Raw genomic sequence first — 17,174 nt, 5'->3', positions numbered from 1 at the left:
CCATGAGCAAGATCCTTATTCGCGGCGCGAAGGTCCTCGGTGGCGAGCCGCAGGACGTGCTGATCGACGGTGAGACCATCGCCGAGGTCGGGACCGGGCTGAGCGCCGAGGGCGCCCAGGTCATCGAGGCCGACGGCAAGATCCTGCTGCCGGGCCTGGTCGACCTGCACACCCATCTGCGCGAGCCGGGCCGCGAGGACTCCGAGACCGTGCTGACCGGCACCAAGGCGGCCGCGGTCGGCGGCTTCACCGCCGTGCACGCCATGGCCAACACCTTCCCCGTCGCGGACACCGCGGGCGTCGTCGAGCAGGTCTGGCGGCTGGGCAAGGAGTCCGGCTACTGCGACGTTCAGCCCATCGGTGCGGTCACCGTCGGCCTGGAGGGCAAGAAGCTCGCCGAGCTCGGCGCGATGCACGACTCGGCGGCCGGGGTGCGGGTCTTCTCCGACGACGGCAAGTGCGTGGACGACGCCGTGATCATGCGGCGCGCCCTGGAGTACGTGAAGGCCTTCGACGGTGTCGTCGCCCAGCACGCCCAGGAGCCCCGGCTCACCGAGGGTGCCCAGATGAACGAGGGCATCGTCTCCGCCGAGCTGGGCCTCGGCGGCTGGCCCGCGGTCGCCGAGGAGTCGATCATCGCCCGCGATGTGCTGCTCGCCGCGCACGTCGGCTCCCGGGTGCACATCTGCCACCTGTCGACGGCCGGCTCGGTCGAGATCGTCCGCTGGGCCAAGTCCAAGGGCTGGAACGTCACCGCCGAGGTCACCCCGCACCACCTGCTGCTCACCGACGAGCTCGTCCGCAGCTACAACCCCGTCTACAAGGTGAACCCGCCGCTGCGCACCGAGGCCGATGTCCTGGCGCTGCGCGAGGCGCTCGCCGACGGCACCATCGACTGCGTCGCCACCGACCACGCCCCGCACCCGCACGAGGACAAGGACTGCGAGTGGGGCGCGGCGGCCATGGGCATGGTCGGCCTGGAGACCGCGCTCTCCGTCGTCCAGCACACGATGGTCGACAGCGGCCTGCTGGACTGGGCCGGCGTCGCCGACCGGATGTCCTTCCGCCCGGCGCACATCGGCCGCCTGGAAGGCCACGGCCGCCCCGTCTCGGCTGGTGAGCCCGCCAACCTCACACTGCTCGATTCCGCTTACCGTGGAGAGGTGGACCCCGCGGGCTTCGCCTCCCGCAGCCGCAACACCCCCTACGAGGGCCGTGAGCTGCCGGGACGCGTCACCCACACCTTCCTGCGGGGCCGGGCAACGGTCGTCGACGGGAAGCTGGCGTGACTCCTCCACTGATCCACTTGGCCGAAGCGCAGAAGTCCGCGCCGGTCACCGACTGGGCCGCACGGATCGGCTGGGTCGTCGGTCTGCTGGTCTTCGTCGTCTTCGTCTACTGGCTGATGCGCCAGGGCTGGAAGTGGCGCGGCACGCTCCAGGGCGATCTGCCCGAGCTGCCCACCGCCCCTGCCGACGCGGGCGAGCCGAAGCTCAGGGCCGGCCCCTCGCCCGCCACCACCCCGAGTGGAGGCGGCAAGCCGCCGCTGACCATGTCTGGCCGCTACCACGGGTCCACGACCGCCGGGCAGTGGCTCGACCGGATCGTGGCGCGCGGTCTGGGCACCCGTAGCCGCGCCGAGCTGACCCTGACCGACCAGGGCCTGGACGTCGTACGGCCGGGCGCCGAGGACTTCTTCGTGCCGGCCGCCGCACTGCGCGGCGCCCGCCTCGACAAGGGCATCGCCGGCAAGGTCCTGCCCGAGGGCGGCCTGCTGATCGTCACCTGGCGGCACGGGGACAAGGAGATCGACTCCGGTTTCCGCTCCGACCGGGCGGGCGAGCACCCGGCCTGGGTCGCGGCCATCGACCGGCTGAGCACCACGCAGCAGGGCACCACCGAGCACAGCACCACCGAGCACCACACCAGCACCACCGAGCACACCGAAACGGAAGGCGCACGATGACGACCTCCACCAGGGGGACTGCCAAGATCCCCGCCGTACTCGTCCTGGAGGACGGCCGCACCTTCCGCGGCCGTGCCTACGGGGCCGTGGGGGAGACCTTCGGCGAAGCGGTGTTCTCCACCGGCATGACCGGCTATCAGGAGACGCTGACCGACCCCTCGTACCACCGCCAGGTCGTCGTCATGACCGCCCCGCACATCGGCAACACCGGTGTGAACGACGAGGACCCCGAGTCCGGGAGGATCTGGGTCTCCGGCTACGTCGTCCGCGACCCCGCCCGGCTCCCCTCAAACTGGCGCTCGGTGCGCTCGCTGGACGACGAGCTGGTCGCCCAGGGCGTCGTCGGCATCAGCGGCGTCGACACCCGTGCGCTGACCCGGCATCTGCGGGAGAGCGGTGCCATGCGGGTCGGCATCTTCTCCGGCGACGCGCTGCCCGACGAGGGCACGATGCTGGCCAAGGTGCGCCAGGCCCCCGAGATGCAGGGCGCCGACCTGTCCACGCAGGTCGCCACCGAGGAGTCCTACGTCGTCCCGGCGATCGGTACGAAGAAGTTCACCGTCGCCGCGATCGACCTGGGCATCAAGGGCATGACCCCGCACCGGATGGCCGAGCGCGGCATCGAGGTGCACGTGCTGCCCGCCACCGCCACCGTCGAGGACGTCTACGCGGTGAACCCGGACGGCGTGTTCTTCTCCAACGGCCCCGGCGACCCGGCCACCGCCGACCACCCGGTCTCCGTCATGCGCGGAGTGCTGGAGCGCAAGACGCCGCTGTTCGGCATCTGCTTCGGCAACCAGATCCTGGGCCGCGCACTGGGCTTCGGCACCTTCAAGCTCAAGTACGGGCACCGCGGCATCAACCAGCCGGTGCAGGACCGTACGACCGGCAAGGTCGAGGTCACCGCGCACAACCACGGTTTCGCCGTCGACGCCCCGCTCGACAAGGTCTCCGACACCCCCTTCGGCCGCGCCGAGGTCTCCCACGTCTGCCTCAATGACAACGTGGTGGAGGGTCTGCACCTCCTCGACCAGCCGGCCTTCAGCGTCCAGTACCACCCCGAAGCCGCAGCGGGTCCGCACGACGCCGCGTACCTCTTCGACCGCTTCGTATCCCTGATGGAGGGCCAGCGTGCCTAAGCGCACCGATATCCAGTCCGTCCTGGTCATCGGCTCCGGCCCGATCGTCATCGGCCAGGCCGCCGAGTTCGACTACTCCGGCACCCAGGCCTGCCGGGTCCTCAAGTCCGAGGGCCTGCGCGTCATCCTGGTGAACTCCAACCCGGCGACGATCATGACCGACCCGGAGATCGCCGACGCCACCTACGTCGAGCCGATCACCCCCGAGTTCGTCGAGAAGATCATCGCGAAGGAGCGCCCGGACGCGCTCCTGCCGACCCTGGGCGGCCAGACCGCCCTCAACACCGCCATCTCCCTCCACGAGGCCGGCACCCTCGACAAGTACAACGTCGAGCTGATCGGCGCGAACGTCGAGGCGATCAACAAGGGCGAGGACCGCGACCTCTTCAAGGAGGTCGTCGAGGCCGTCAACCGCAAGATCGGCCACGGCGAGTCCGCCCGCTCGGTCATCTGCCACTCCATGGACGACGTCCTGGCGGGCGTCGACGAGCTCGGCGGCTACCCCGTCGTCGTCCGCCCCTCCTTCACCATGGGCGGCGCCGGCTCCGGCTTCGCCCACGACGAGGAGGAGCTGCGCCGGATCGCCGGCCAGGGCCTGACGCTCTCGCCGACCACCGAGGTGCTCCTGGAGGAGTCCATCCTCGGCTGGAAGGAGTACGAGCTGGAGCTGATGCGCGACAAGAACGACAACGTCGTGGTCGTCTGCTCCATCGAGAACTTCGACCCGATGGGTGTGCACACCGGCGACTCGATCACCGTCGCGCCGTCGATGACGCTCACCGACCGGGAGTACCAGACCCTGCGGGACATCGGCATCGCGGTGATCCGCGAGGTCGGCGTGGACACCGGCGGCTGCAACATCCAGTTCGCGGTCAACCCCGAGGACGGCCGGGTCATCGTCATCGAGATGAACCCGCGGGTCTCCCGCTCGTCGGCCCTGGCCTCCAAGGCCACCGGCTTCCCGATCGCGAAGATCGCCGCCCGGCTCGCCGTCGGCTACACCCTCGACGAGATCCCCAACGACATCACCGAGAAGACCCCGGCGTCCTTCGAGCCGACCCTCGACTATGTCGTCGTCAAGGTGCCGCGCTTCGCCTTCGAGAAGTTCCCGGCCGCCGACGCCACGCTCACCACGACCATGAAGTCGGTCGGCGAGGCCATGGCCATCGGCCGTAACTTCCCCGAGGCGCTCAACAAGGCCCTGCGCTCCCTGGAGAAGAAGGGCAGCCAGTTCGACTTCGTCACCGAGCCGGGCGACAAGGCCGCGCTGCTGGAGAAGGCCAAGGTCCCGACCGACGGCCGGATCAACACCGTCATGGCGGCGATCCGGGCCGGTGCCACGCCCCAGGAGGTCTTCGACGCCACGAAGATCGACCCCTGGTTCGTCGACCAGCTCTTCCTCGTCAAGGAGATCGCGGACGAGATCGCGGCCGCCGAGAAGCTCCATCCGGAGATCCTTGCGGACGCAAAGCGCTACGGCTTCTCCGACGCCCAGATCGCCGCGATCCGCGGGCTGCGCGAGGACGTCGTCCGCGAGGTCCGGCACGCCCTCGGTGTCCGCCCGGTCTACAAGACGGTCGACACCTGCGCCGCCGAATTCGCCGCGAAGACGCCGTACTTCTACTCCTCCTACGACGAGGAGACCGAGGTCGCGCCCCGCGAGAAGCCGGCCGTGATCATCCTCGGCTCCGGCCCCAACCGCATCGGCCAGGGCATCGAGTTCGACTACTCCTGCGTCCACGCCTCGTTCGCGCTCAGCGACGCCGGCTACGAGACCGTGATGGTCAACTGCAACCCGGAGACCGTCTCGACGGACTACGACACCTCCGACCGCCTGTACTTCGAGCCGCTGACGCTGGAAGACGTCCTGGAGATCGTGCACGCCGAGACCCAGGCCGGCCCGGTCGCCGGTGTCGTCGTCCAGCTCGGCGGGCAGACCCCGCTGGGCCTGGCGCAGGCGCTCAAGGACAACGGTGTGCCGATCGTCGGCACCTCGCCCGAGGCGATCGACCTCGCCGAGGAGCGCGGCGCCTTCGGCCGGGTGCTGACCGAGGCCGGACTGCCGGCCCCCAAGTACGGCACCGCCTTCTCCTTCGCCGAGGCCAAGCAGATCGCCACCGAGATCGGCTACCCGGTCATGGTCCGCCCGTCCTACGTGCTCGGCGGCCGCGGTATGGAGATCGTCTACGACGAGCCCTCACTGGGGGAGTACCTCACCCGGCACGCCGGCCTGATCGACCGGCACCCGGTCCTCATCGACCGGTTCCTCGACGACGCCATAGAGATCGACGTCGACGCGCTCTACGACGGCCACGAGCTCTACCTCGGCGGCGTCATGGAGCACATCGAGGAGGCCGGTATCCACTCCGGCGACTCCGCCTGCGCGCTGCCCCCGATCACCCTCGGCGGCTTCGACATCAAGCGGCTGCGGGCCTCGACGGAGGCCATCGCCAAGGGCGTCGGCGTCCGCGGACTGATCAACATCCAGTTCGCGATGGCCGGGGACATCCTCTACGTCCTGGAGGCCAACCCCCGCGCCTCTCGTACGGTGCCCTTCACCTCGAAGGCCACCGCCGTGCCGCTGGCCAAGGCCGCCGCCCGGATCTCGCTCGGCGCCACCATCGCCGAGCTGCGCGCCGAGGGCATGCTGCCCAAGGCGGGCGACGGCGGCACCCTGCCGCTGGACGCGCCGATCTCCGTCAAGGAGGCCGTGATGCCCTGGTCGCGGTTCCGCGACATCCACGGCCGCGGTGTGGACACCGTCCTGGGCCCGGAGATGCGCTCCACCGGCGAGGTCATGGGCATCGACTCGGTCTTCGGCACCGCCTACGCCAAGTCGCAGACCGGCGCCTACGGGGCGCTGCCCACCAAGGGCCGCGCGTTCGTCTCCGTCGCCAACCGCGACAAGCGCTCGATGATCTTCCCGGCCCGTGAGCTGGTCGCCCACGGCTTCGAGCTGCTCGCCACCTCCGGCACCGCCGAGGTGCTGCGCCGCAACGGCATCAACGCCACCGTGGTGCGCAAGCAGTCCGAGGGCGAGGGGCCGGACGGCGAGAGGACCATCGTCCAGCTGATCCACGACGGCCAGGTCGACCTGATCGTCAACACCCCCTACGGCACCGGCGGCCGGCTCGACGGCTACGACATCCGTACCGCCGCCGTCGCCCGCGGCGTCCCCTGCCTGACCACGGTCCAGGCGCTGGCCGCCGCCGTCCAGGGCATCGAGGCCGTGTCCCGCGGAGACGTGGGCGTGCGTTCCCTCCAGGAACACGCCGAACATCTCACCGCGGCCCGCGAGGAGTAGCGGCCAGGAGGGGGACACCGAAACGGTGTCCCCCTCTTCATGAGCCCCCCCAGTTCCTCCTCAGCGCGGAAGGCACCACCCGACGATGTACCGCCTCTTCTTCCAACTGATCTTCAAGCGTATGGACCCCGAGAAGGCCCACCACCTGGCCTTCCGCTGGATCCAGCTGGCCGTGCGCCTCCCCGTGCTGCGCACCTTCCTCGCGGCCGCCCTCGCGCCCCGCTACAAGGAGCTGCGCACCGAGGCCCTGGGCCGCCGGATGCACGGCCCCTTCGGCCTGGCCGCCGGCTTCGACAAGAACGCCGTCGCCGTCGACGGGATGACCATGCTCGGCTTTGACCACGTCGAGATCGGCACGGTCACCGCCGAGCCGCAGCCCGGCAACCCCAAGAAGCGCCTCTTCCGGCTCGTACCGGACCGCGCGCTGATCAACCGGATGGGGTTCAACAACGAGGGCTCCGCGTCCGTGGCGGCCCGTCTGGCGGCCCGTAACCCGGTCTTCCCGGCCACCGTCGGCGTCAACATCGGCAAGACCAAGGTCGTCCCGGAGGCTGAGGCGACCGCCGACTACGTCACCTCCACCGAGCGGCTCGCCCGGCACGCCGACTACCTGGTCGTCAATGTCTCCTCCCCGAACACCCCCGGGCTGCGCAACCTCCAGGCCGTCGAGCATCTGCGCCCGCTGCTGACCGCGGTCCGCGAGGCCGCCGACCGTACGGTCACCGACCGCCGGGTCCCGCTGCTGGTCAAGATCGCCCCGGACCTCGCCGACGCGGACGTGGACGCGGTCGCCGACCTCGCCGTCGAGCTCGGCCTGGACGGGATCATCGCCACCAACACCACCATCGCCCGCGACGGGCTCGGGCTGACCTCCGACCCGAAGCTGATCGCCGAGACCGGCGGACTGTCCGGCGCGCCCGTCAAGGAGCGCTCCCTGGAGGTCCTGCGCCGCCTCTACGCCCGTGTCGGCGACAAGATCACCCTCATCGGGGTCGGCGGCATCGAGAACGCCGAGGACGCCTGGCAGCGCATCCTCGCCGGCGCCACCCTCGTCCAGGGCTACAGCGCCTTCATCTACCAGGGCCCGTTCTGGTGCCGTGCGATCCACAAGGGGCTGGCCGCCCGTCTGCGCAACAGCCCCTACGCCACCCTCGCCGACGCCGTCGGCGCCGAGCACAAGAAGGTGACCGCATGACCCTGCCCTTCGGTACGCGCCTTCGGCAGGCCATGGACGAGCGCGGCCCGCTCTGCGTCGGGATCGACCCGCACGCCTCGCTGCTGGCCGACTGGGGCCTGAACGACGATGTCGCGGGCCTGGCGCGGTTCACGCGCACGGTCGTGGAGGCCCTCGGCGAGACGGTCGCCGTCTTCAAGCCGCAGTCCGCGTTCTTCGAGCGCTTCGGCTCGCGCGGCCTGGCCGTCCTGGAGACCGCCGTCGTCGAGGCGCGCGAGCGCGGTGCCCTGGTCCTGATGGACGCCAAGCGCGGCGACATCGGTTCCACCATGGCCGCCTACGCCGAGACCTTCCTGCGCAAGGACTCACCGCTGTTCTCGGACGCCCTGACGGTCTCCCCGTACCTCGGCTACGGCTCGCTCCGGCCGGCCGTCGACCTGGCCCGCGAGAGCGGCGCCGGACTCTTCGTCCTCGCCCTCACCTCCAACCCGGAGGGTGCGGAGGTCCAGCGGGCGGTGCGCGAGGACGGCAGGACCCTCGCGGCGACGATGCTCGGCCATCTTGCCGCCGAGAACGCCGGTGCCGAGCCGCTCGGCTCCTTCGGCGCTGTCGTCGGCGCCACGCTCGGCGATCTCTCCTCGTTCGATCTGGCGATCAACGGCCCGCTGCTCGCCCCTGGCATCGGCGCGCAGGGCGCCACCCCCGCCCACCTGCCGAAGGTGTTCGGGGACGCCGTACGCAATGTCGTCCCGAGCGTCAGCCGGGGTGTCCTTCGGCACGGTCCGGACGCCGCCGCACTGCGCGCCGCGGCGGACCGATTCGCCGACGAAGTGCGCACCGCGCTCGGCTGAAGCCCGTCAGACGGGGAATTTGGTCCCGAATTGTCCTGGTCAGCAGAGTCTGACCAGGACTTTTCGTCTGTTCTCGCTGACTCCGGCGCCCTCGGCCGCTAGTCTCCGTCGAGAGCACTGCACGTAAGCGCGTTGCTCGTTGCTCCGCACGTGTGGGGTGACTAGGTTCCACACTGGTCCGTATCCGACAGTTCGACATCCGAGGTGACGTAGGCGTGGCTCTTCCGCCCCTTACCCCTGAACAGCGCGCAGCCGCGCTCGAGAAGGCCGCCGCGGCTCGCCGGGAGCGCGCCGAGGTCAAGAATCGGCTCAAGCACTCCGGTGCTTCCCTCCATGAGGTCATCAAGCAGGGCCAGGAGAACGACGTCATCGGCAAGATGAAGGTCTCCGCCCTCTTGGAGTCCCTGCCGGGCGTCGGCAAGGTCCGCGCCAAGCAGATCATGGAGCGGCTCGGCATCTCCGAAAGCCGCCGTGTCCGGGGTCTTGGCTCCAACCAGATCGCGTCGCTGGAGCGCGAGTTCGGCAGCACCGCTTCCTGAATTTTCCGGCATCACCGGGAAGCTGGAATAATCGCTGCATGAGTTCTGCAGTCTCCCGGGGGACGACCCCCGCGCCCCCGGCCAGACAACCGCGACTGACCGTGCTCTCCGGCCCCTCCGGGGTCGGCAAGAGCACGGTCGTCGCGCATATGCGCAAGGTGCACCCCGAGGTCTGGCTTTCGGTTTCGGCCACCACCCGCAAGCCGCGCCCCGGGGAGCAGCACGGCGTCCATTACTTCTTCGTCGAGGACGAGGAGTTCGACAAGCTCATCGCCAACGGTGAGCTGCTCGAATGGGCCGAGTTCGCGGGCAACCGCTACGGCACCCCCCGCAAGGCGGTGCTGGACCGGCTGGAGTCCGGGGAGCCGGTCCTGCTGGAGATCGATCTGCAGGGCGCCCGCCAGGTCCGCGCCTCCATGGCGGAGGCCGAGCTGGTCTTCCTGGCCCCGCCGAGCTGGGACGAGCTGGTCCGCCGGCTCACCGGACGGGGCACGGAGGCGCCGGAGGTCATCGAGCGCCGGCTGGCCGCCGCCAGGGTCGAGCTGGCAGCGGAGAAAGAGTTCGATGTGACGCTTGTCAACACCTCCGTCGAGGACGTCAGCCGCGAGCTGCTAGCCTTGATGCTGAATCGATCCGGGGGCCGGAACACCAGCGGATGACCGCGCAGCTCCCCGGATCGTCCGAGACTTTTTGCTACACCCCCGCTTCATCCCCCTTCGGAAGGTAGAGAGTGTCCTCTTCCATCACTGCACCCGAGGGCATCATCAACCCGCCCATTGATGAGCTTCTCGAGGCCACCGATTCGAAGTACAGCCTTGTGATCTACGCCGCCAAGCGCGCGCGCCAGATCAACGCGTACTACTCGCAGCTCGGCGAGGGCCTGCTGGAGTACGTCGGCCCCCTCGTGGACACGCACGTCCACGAGAAGCCCCTGTCGATCGCGCTCCGCGAGATCAACGCGGGCCTGCTGACCTCCGAGGCCATCGAGGGCCCCGCCCAGTAAGCAGCTGAACAATTCACCAAGGGCCCGGCGGAGCGACCGCCGGGCCCTTGGTGTGTCATAGGGGCATACGGACGGACCTAGGTCGGGGAGCGGCGGAGCGATGGACAAGCGGGAGCGGGAGCGGCCCAGGGTCGTCCTGGGGGTCAGCGGCGGGATCGCCGCGTACAAGGCGTGCGAACTGCTGCGGCGGCTGACCGAGTCCGGGCACGACGTACGGGTGGTGCCGACTGCTTCGGCGCTGCACTTCGTCGGGGAGGCCACCTGGTCGGCGCTGTCCGGCAACCCGGCAGGCACCGAGGTCTGGGAGTCCGTCCACGAGGTCCCGCACGTCCGTATCGGCCAGGCCGCCGATCTCGTCGTGGTCGCCCCCGCCACCGCCGACCTGCTGGCCAAGGCCGCCCACGGCCTCGCCGACGATCTGCTGACCAACACCCTGCTCACCGCGCGCTGTCCGGTGATCTTCGCGCCCGCGATGCACACCGAGATGTGGGAGAACCCCGCCACCCAGGAGAACGTCGCCACGCTGCGCCGCCGCGGCGCGCTGGTCATCGAGCCCGCGGTCGGCCGGCTGACCGGCGTCGACACCGGTAAGGGCCGCTTCCCGGACCCGGTCGAGATCTTCGAGTTCTGCCGCCGGGTGCTGGCCCGCGGTGCCCGGGCGACGGAGCAGGATCTCGCCGGGCGCCATGTCGTCATCAGCGCGGGCGGTACCCGCGAGCCGCTGGATCCCGTCCGCTATCTGGGCAACCGCTCCTCCGGCAAGCAGGGCTACGCGCTCGCCCGTACGGCGGTGGCCCGCGGCGCCCGGGTCACCCTGGTCGCGGGCAACACCGAGCTGCCCGATCCGGCCGGTGTGGACGTGATCCACATCGGTACGGCCCGTCAGCTCCGTGAGGCCGTGCTGAAGGCCGCCGCGGAGGCCGACGCGGTGGTCATGGCCGCCGCGGTCGCCGATTTCCGCCCCGCCGTCTACGCCACCGGCAAGATCAAGAAGGTCGAGGGCCAGGAGCCGGAACCCATCGCCTTGGTGCGAAATCCGGACATCCTCGCCGAGCTCTCCGCCGAGCGGGCCCACCCGGGCCAGCTCGTGGTCGGCTTCGCCGCGGAGACCGACGAGGTGCTCGCCAACGGCCGCGCCAAGCTCGCCCGCAAGGGCTGTGACCTGCTGGTCGTCAACGAGGTCGGCGAGCACAAGGCCTTCGGCTCGGCGGAGAACGAAGCAGTGATCCTCGCCACCGACGGAACCGAGACACCGGTGCCGTACGGACCCAAGGAAACCCTGGCCGACACGGTCTGGGACCTGGTCGCACCCCGCCTGGCCGAGACTCGTCGCTGAGGCGCCGAATCGGCCGCGGAATCACTCCGTCGGCCCTGCAAAATCGGGCATGTCCCCTTGACCCGGCACATCCTCAAGGTGATCGTCACTACCGTAAGTCGCGGTGTCCCAGGTCACGAGGGGTCCATAAATCGAGACCGTGTGCCCGAACGCCGCATCCGACCGATAAACTGGCGAGTGGATCGGGCCGAGCGCAGCTCTCGGCCCTTCCGCCAATGATCAGCCAGCAGCCGCTGCAACCCCAGGGAGCGATGTGTCCCGCCGCCTGTTCACCTCGGAGTCCGTCACCGAGGGCCACCCCGACAAGATCGCTGACCAGATCAGCGACACCATCCTCGACGCTCTCCTCAAGGAAGACCCGACCTCCCGGGTCGCCGTGGAGACGTTGATCACCACCGGCCTGGTGCACGTGGCCGGCGAGGTGACGACGAAGGCGTACGCCGACATCCCCAACCTCGTCCGCAACAAGATCCTGGACATCGGTTACGACTCGTCCAAGAAGGGCTTCGACGGCGCTTCCTGTGGCGTCTCGGTGTCCATCGGCGCGCAGTCCCCGGACATCGCCCAGGGCGTCGACACCGCGTACGAGAACCGCGTCGAGGGCGATGACGACGAGCTGGACAGGCAGGGCGCCGGCGACCAGGGCCTGATGTTCGGCTACGCCTGCGACGAGACCCCGGAGCTGATGCCGCTCCCGATCAACCTCGCGCACCGGCTCTCCCGCCGTCTCTCCGAGGTCCGCAAGAACGGCACCATCCCCTACCTCCGCCCCGACGGCAAGACCCAGGTCACCATCGAGTACGACGGCCACAAGGCCGTCCGCCTCGACACCGTCGTGGTCTCCTCGCAGCACGCCAGCGACATCGACCTCGACTCGCTGCTCGCGCCCGACATCCGCGAGTTCGTCGTCGAGCACGTCCTCAACCAGCTGGTCGAGGACGGCATCAAGCTGGACACCGACGGCTACCGTCTGCTGGTCAACCCGACCGGGCGCTTCGAGATCGGCGGCCCCATGGGTGACGCCGGCCTGACCGGCCGCAAGATCATCATCGACACCTACGGCGGTATGGCCCGCCACGGTGGCGGCGCCTTCTCCGGCAAGGACCCGTCCAAGGTCGACCGCTCGGCCGCCTACGCGATGCGCTGGGTCGCCAAGAACGTCGTCGCCGCCGGCCTCGCGGCCCGCTGCGAGGTCCAGGTCGCCTACGCCATCGGCAAGGCCGAGCCGGTCGGTCTCTTCGTCGAGACCTTCGGCACCGCGACCGTCGACACCGACAAGATCGAGCAGGCCATCGGCGAGGTCTTCGACCTCCGTCCGGCGGCCATCATCCGCGACCTCGACCTGCTCCGTCCCATCTACGCGGAGACCGCCGCCTACGGCCACTTCGGCCGTGAGCTGGAGGACTTCACCTGGGAGCGCACGGACCGGGTGGAGGCGCTGAAGAAGGCCGCGGGGCTGTAAGTCCCGTATCGCCCGTGTGACGTGCCACGGCCCCGGACCGCTCGGCGGTCCGGGGCCGTCGGCTGTCCACAGCCCACCCGGCACTGTCCGTGCGGTCTGCTAAGACTGATGCTGTGAGCAGGGAGAACGGGCGACCGGAGGCGGGGGCGTCGGATGCGGGCGAGCAGTTGGCCCTCATCCGGGAGGCCGTGCGGGAGACCAAGGCCGAGCGGGCGAAACCGCGGACCTGGCGGGGGGCCGAGCTGGCCGCCGAGCTGCCGGTGGCGCGGGTGCTGGTCGACAAGGGGCTGGTGCACCTCGACCGGTATTTCGACTACGCGGTCCCGGCGGCGATGGATCACGAGGCGCAGCCCGGGGTGCGGGTCCGGGTGCGCTTCGGGGCGGGGGAGAAGGGCGGCCGGCGCGAGGGCGGCAAGCTGGTCAGCGGGTACATCGTGGAGCGGGTCGCCGAGAGCGAGTACCGGGGGGTGCTCGCCCCGATCGCGCAGGTGCTGTCCTCCGAGCGGGTGCTGACGCCCGAGCTGCTGGGGCTGTGCCGGTCGGTCGCGGACCGCTATGCCGGGACGCTCGCCGATGTGGTGCAGCTGGCGGTGCCCCCACGACGGGCGCGCGCGGAGGCCAAGCCGTCGCCCGCCCCCTTGCCGCCGAACTCGCCACCGGAACCGGGAAGTTGGGAGCGCTATGGCGCGGGCGCCGGATTTCTGGCGGCGCTGACCAGGGGAGACGCGCCGCGGGCGGTGTGGACGGCGCTGCCCGGGGCGACCTGGCCGCAGGAGCTGGCGCGGGCGGTGGCCGCGGCGCTGGCGGGCGGGCGTGGTGCGCTGGTGGTGGTGCCGGACGGGCGGGCCGCGGCCCGGGTGGACGCGGCGCTCGGCGAGCTGGTCGGAGCGGACCGGCATGTGCTGCTGACCGCCGACGCCGGGCCCGAGGAGCGCTATCGCCGCTGGCTGGCGGTCAGCCGTGGCGCGGTGCGCGCCGTGGTGGGGACCCGGGCGGCGATGTTCGCGCCGGTCGCCGATCTGGGCCTGGTCGCCCTCTGGGACGACGGGGACGCCAGCCACAGCGATCCGCATGCCCCACAGCCGCATGCCCGTGAGGTCCTCATCCAGCGGTCGGTCCATGAGCGCGCAGGATTCCTGCTCGGCGGGCTGAGCTGCACGGTCGAGGCGGCCCAGCTGGTCGAGACGGGCTGGGCCCGCCCGCTGACCGCCGAGCGCGAACAGGTGCGGGCCGCGGCGCCTCTGGTGCGTACGGTCAGCGACGGCGACGAAGCCCGGGACGCCGCCGCGCGCGCCGCCCGGCTGCCGACGATGGCCTGGCAGGTGGTGCGGGAGGGCCTCCAGCGCGGACCGGTGCTCATCCAGGTCCCGCGCCGCGGATATGCGCCCCGGCTGGCGTGCGAACGGTGCCGCACCCCCGCGCGCTGCCGGGCCTGCGCGGGCCCGCTGGAGTCGCAGGACGCCGGTGAGCTGTGCTGCGCATGGTGCGGACGGCCGGAGCCGGACTGGCACTGTTCCGAGTGCGGCGGTGCCCGGCTGCGGGCCCAGATCGTGGGGGCGCGGCGGACGGCGGAGGAGTTGGGCCGGGTGTTCCCGGCCGTTCCTGTGCGGACCTCGGGGCGGGACCATGTGCTGGCCACGGTGCCGGGAGCCCCGGCGCTCGTGGTGAGTACACCCGGCGCGGAGCCGGTGGCCGAGGGCGGCGGGTATGCGGCCGCGCTGCTGCTGGACGGCTGGGCGCTGCTGGGGCGGCCGGATCTGCGGGCGGGGGAGGAGGCGCTGCGCCGCTGGCTGGGCGCCGCCGCGCTGGTCCGCGGCCAGGCGGAGGGCGGCACTGTCGCGGTGATCGCGGAGCCGACGCTGCGGCCGGTGCAGGCGCTGGTGCGCTGGGACCCGGTCGGCCATGCGGTCCGTGAACTGGCCGAGCGGGCCGAGCTGGGCTTCCCTCCGGTGTCCCGGATGGCCTCCGTGGCCGGCCGCGTCGAGGACGTCACCGAGCTGCTGAGATCCGCCGAACTCCCCGCGGGAGCCGAGGTGTTGGGCCCCGTACCGCTGCCGGTTCCGGACCCCGCGCGCCCGCGCCGGCCGGGCGATCCGCCGCCGGGCGAGCAGTGGGAGCGCGCGCTGGTCCGGGTCCGCCCCGGCCAGGGCGCGGCCCTCGCCGCCGCGCTCAAGGCCGCCCGCGCGGCCCGGTTGGTCAAGCGGGAGGGCGAGGCCGTACGGGTCCGGATCGATCCGCCCGATCTGGGGTGAGCGTCCGCGGGGGCGGGCGCGGGCGGTCCGGCCGGGGTGCGAGCGCCTGGCGGTGCGAGGAGGCGGCGCTCTGGGCTGCGAACGGCCCCCGCGACGCTGCGGGTGACTGCCCGCCTGCCGGCCTGCCCGCCGCTGTGCCCGCCTGCCCGCTGCCGCAACCGCGCGTACCGCCACCGGACATGACGCATCCCGGCCATGGCGCTTCCCCGAACATGCCCCCGCCCCGGACACGACCCCGCCCCGGACATGGCGCCGCCCCGGGACCAGGTCGGCGTCCCGGGGCGTTGGCGAGCGGCGTGGGGGCGAAGGCGCCCGGTGTCGCGGGTGGTTCAGCCGTTGCGGGGGCCGGGGAAGGCGCCCGGCCGGGCCGGTTCGTCGCGGGCGGCCGCGGAGGGCTGCGCGGGCATGGACCGGGCGGCCGGGACGGAGGCGGGGCCGGGCAGCCCCGCGGCCACGGTCACCGCACGGGGCGCGGAGGGCTCGGGCGAACGCACCACCGGCTCGGCGCCGTTGGCCTCCGCTGCGGGCTGGGCAGCGGCTCTGCGGGCGCCGTAACGGCGGTGTACGGCCTGTTTGGTGACGCCGAGCGCCGAGCCCACCGCGTCCCAGGAGAATCCCAGCGAACGGTCGAAGTCGACGGCGGCCGTGACAAGGGTTTCGACGCTGTCCCGCAGCTCCTGGGCGAGGCGCACCGTCGGAGCGGGCGCGCGTCCGTAGACGACGAAGCCCGCGGAGGGGCCCGTGCGACGCGGCCGGTAGACGTTGCCGAGCTGAGCGGTCAGCGTGCGCAGTGCGTCCACCTGCCGGCGCACCCGCTCGATGTCCCGCACCAGGAGATGCAGGCTGGCGCGCGCCTGGGCGTCGTGGGTTGCGTGGTCGGCCATGAGCAAGCCTCTCGAACCGGCGTGGAAAAGGAAGGATGCAAGCGAGCGGGCCGCCAAAGCGGCCCGGTCGGGTCAATGCTGTTTGACCAACGCGACAGCAGCGGCTCTGGTCACGGTATGGGGGCGTACGAGCTTCCGTACGAGGCGCGGGAAATCGTGTACGCCCCCTGGATGCACCGCCCATGGCCTGCGGCGGACCCATAGACTGGTGCGTCGTTCCGTTGCGTGTGAGAGGTAGTTCGCCACCCATGAGGCTTGTCTTCGCCGGCACCCCCGAGGTCGCCGTACCCGCCCTCGATGCCCTGATCGCCTCGGACCGGCACGAGGTCGTGGCCGTGGTGACCCGGCCCGACGCCCCCGCCGGCCGCGGCCGGAAGCTGGTCGCCAGCCCCGTCGCGGAGCGTGCGGAGGAGGCGGGCATCGAGGTGCTCAAACCCGCCAAGCCGCGCGACGAGGACTTTCTGGCCCGGCTCCGGGAGATCGCGCCGGACTGCTGCCCCGTGGTCGCCTACGGGGCGCTGCTGCCGAAGGCCGCGCTCGACATTCCCGCGAAGGGGTGGGTCAATCTGCACTTCTCGCTGCTGCCCGCCTGGCGGGGCGCGGCGCCCGTGCAGCATGCGGTGCTCGCGGGCGACGAGGTGACCGGTGCCTCGACCTTCCAGATCGAGACCGGCCTGGACTCCGGCCCGGTCTTCGGGGTGCTGACCGAGGAGGTCCGGCCGACGGACACCAGCGGCGATCTGCTCACCCGGCTGGCGTTCGCCGGTTCCGGGCTGCTGGTGGCGACGATGGACGGCGTCGAGGACGGCACGCTGCAGGCGGTGCCGCAGCCTGCCGAGGGTGTCACGCTCGCCCCGAAGATCGAGGTCGAGGACGCGAAGGTGGACTGGGCGGCGCCCGCGCTCCGCGTCGACCGGGTGATCCGCGGCTGCGCGCCCGCGCCCGGCGCCTGGACGGTCTTCCGCGGCGAGCGCCTCAAGCTGATGTCGGCCGTCTCCGCCGCGGACCACGCGGAGTTGGACCTGGCGCCCGGCGCACTCGCCGTCACGAAGAAGGCGGTGTACGTCGGTACCGGCAGTCACCCCGTGGAACTCATCTGGGTCCAGCCGCAGGGCAAGAAGCCGATGAAGGCGGCGGACTGGGCACGCGGAGTGCGTATCGAGGGCGGGGAGCAGCTGGGGGACTGACCCCTCATCGTGGGCCCTCGGGCCGCCGCCCCCGGGCCCGGTCCGGGTCCCGCCGCCCCGCGCGCTCGGGCCGGCGG

The 17,174-nt window shown here is 71.5% G+C and carries 14 protein-coding genes; 13 read left to right on the top strand and 1 reads right to left on the bottom strand.

The features are described from left to right. Positions 1-2 precede the first annotated feature (2 nt). The 12 genes from NUT86_RS07965 to NUT86_RS07910 all read left to right on the top strand — a co-directional run bounded on the left by NUT86_RS07965 (position 3) and on the right by NUT86_RS07910 (position 15,026). Positions 3-1,289, top strand: a complete 1,287-nt coding sequence (locus NUT86_RS07965; protein WP_109888497.1) for a dihydroorotase — start codon at positions 3-5, stop codon at positions 1,287-1,289. Beyond that, positions 1,286-1,966 (top strand): PH-like domain-containing protein, encoded by a 681-nt coding sequence (locus NUT86_RS07960; RefSeq protein WP_159489743.1) that lies wholly within the window; start codon positions 1,286-1,288, stop codon positions 1,964-1,966. Before NUT86_RS07965 ends, NUT86_RS07960 begins: the two co-directional genes overlap by 4 nt. After that, positions 1,963-3,105 (top strand): glutamine-hydrolyzing carbamoyl-phosphate synthase small subunit, encoded by a 1,143-nt coding sequence (gene carA, locus NUT86_RS07955; protein ID WP_018087600.1) that lies wholly within the window; start codon positions 1,963-1,965, stop codon positions 3,103-3,105. The genes NUT86_RS07960 and carA overlap by 4 nt, the downstream gene beginning before the upstream one ends. Beyond that, positions 3,098-6,409: a carbamoyl-phosphate synthase large subunit gene (gene carB / locus NUT86_RS07950; RefSeq protein WP_266447315.1), complete on the top strand. Its 3,312-nt coding sequence runs from the start codon at positions 3,098-3,100 to the stop codon at positions 6,407-6,409. The genes carA and carB overlap by 8 nt, the downstream gene beginning before the upstream one ends. Before the next feature lie 85 nt (positions 6,410-6,494). Then, positions 6,495-7,604: a quinone-dependent dihydroorotate dehydrogenase gene (locus NUT86_RS07945; protein WP_159489739.1), complete on the top strand. Its 1,110-nt coding sequence runs from the start codon at positions 6,495-6,497 to the stop codon at positions 7,602-7,604. Further along, positions 7,601-8,434, top strand: coding sequence for an orotidine-5'-phosphate decarboxylase (gene pyrF / locus NUT86_RS07940; protein WP_274734385.1), 834 nt, complete (start codon positions 7,601-7,603; stop codon positions 8,432-8,434). Before NUT86_RS07945 ends, pyrF begins: the two co-directional genes overlap by 4 nt. A 215-nt stretch (positions 8,435-8,649) precedes the next feature. After that, positions 8,650-8,973, top strand: coding sequence for an integration host factor (locus NUT86_RS07935; protein WP_006607450.1), 324 nt, complete (start codon positions 8,650-8,652; stop codon positions 8,971-8,973). Between the two features lie 38 nt (positions 8,974-9,011). After that, positions 9,012-9,632, top strand: coding sequence for a guanylate kinase (gene gmk / locus NUT86_RS07930; RefSeq protein WP_274734380.1), 621 nt, complete (start codon positions 9,012-9,014; stop codon positions 9,630-9,632). 71 nt (positions 9,633-9,703) lie between these two features. After that, positions 9,704-9,976 (top strand): DNA-directed RNA polymerase subunit omega, encoded by a 273-nt coding sequence (gene rpoZ / locus NUT86_RS07925; RefSeq protein ID WP_005319902.1) that lies wholly within the window; start codon positions 9,704-9,706, stop codon positions 9,974-9,976. A 100-nt stretch (positions 9,977-10,076) separates the two neighbouring features. Then, positions 10,077-11,312, top strand: a complete 1,236-nt coding sequence (coaBC, locus tag NUT86_RS07920) for a bifunctional phosphopantothenoylcysteine decarboxylase/phosphopantothenate--cysteine ligase CoaBC (RefSeq protein WP_093644724.1) — start codon at positions 10,077-10,079, stop codon at positions 11,310-11,312. A 253-nt stretch (positions 11,313-11,565) separates the two neighbouring features. Then, positions 11,566-12,774 (top strand): methionine adenosyltransferase, encoded by a 1,209-nt coding sequence (gene metK / locus NUT86_RS07915; protein WP_018087594.1) that lies wholly within the window; start codon positions 11,566-11,568, stop codon positions 12,772-12,774. Positions 12,775-12,887: 113 nt separating this feature from the next. Next, positions 12,888-15,026 (top strand): primosomal protein N', encoded by a 2,139-nt coding sequence (locus NUT86_RS07910; RefSeq protein ID WP_159489735.1) that lies wholly within the window; start codon positions 12,888-12,890, stop codon positions 15,024-15,026. A 329-nt stretch (positions 15,027-15,355) separates the two neighbouring features. Here NUT86_RS07910 and NUT86_RS07905 read toward each other — a convergent pair whose 3' ends face one another. Next, positions 15,356-15,910, bottom strand: a complete 555-nt coding sequence (locus NUT86_RS07905; RefSeq protein ID WP_018087592.1) for a hypothetical protein — start codon at positions 15,908-15,910, stop codon at positions 15,356-15,358. A gap of 248 nt (positions 15,911-16,158) precedes the next feature. Here NUT86_RS07905 and fmt point away from each other — a divergent pair, with 248 nt between their 5' ends. Continuing rightward, the gene (fmt, locus tag NUT86_RS07900) at positions 16,159-17,097 is read left to right on the top strand and encodes a methionyl-tRNA formyltransferase (RefSeq protein ID WP_018087591.1); all 939 of its coding nucleotides are present in this window, start codon (positions 16,159-16,161) and stop codon (positions 17,095-17,097) included. Positions 17,098-17,174 lie beyond the last annotated feature (77 nt).

The sequence above is a fragment of the Streptomyces sp. G7(2002) genome (assembly GCF_028870195.1).
GTDB classification, from domain to species: domain Bacteria; phylum Actinomycetota; class Actinomycetes; order Streptomycetales; family Streptomycetaceae; genus Streptomyces; species Streptomyces nigrescens.
This window is presented reverse-complemented; position numbering and strand designations above follow the sequence as displayed.

Coding starts and splice junctions, on each gene's coding strand:
- fmt (WP_018087591.1), top strand. CDS start 16,159: ATGAGGCTTGTCTTCGCCGGCACCCCCGAGGTCGCCGTACCCGCCCTC.
- carA (WP_018087600.1), top strand. CDS start 1,963: ATGACGACCTCCACCAGGGGGACTGCCAAGATCCCCGCCGTACTCGTC.
- NUT86_RS07965 (WP_109888497.1), top strand. CDS start 3: ATGAGCAAGATCCTTATTCGCGGCGCGAAGGTCCTCGGTGGCGAGCCG.
- gmk (WP_274734380.1), top strand. CDS start 9,012: ATGAGTTCTGCAGTCTCCCGGGGGACGACCCCCGCGCCCCCGGCCAGA.
- pyrF (WP_274734385.1), top strand. CDS start 7,601: ATGACCCTGCCCTTCGGTACGCGCCTTCGGCAGGCCATGGACGAGCGC.
- coaBC (WP_093644724.1), top strand. CDS start 10,077: ATGGACAAGCGGGAGCGGGAGCGGCCCAGGGTCGTCCTGGGGGTCAGC.
- NUT86_RS07905 (WP_018087592.1), bottom strand. CDS start 15,910: ATGGCCGACCACGCAACCCACGACGCCCAGGCGCGCGCCAGCCTGCAT.
- NUT86_RS07945 (WP_159489739.1), top strand. CDS start 6,495: ATGTACCGCCTCTTCTTCCAACTGATCTTCAAGCGTATGGACCCCGAG.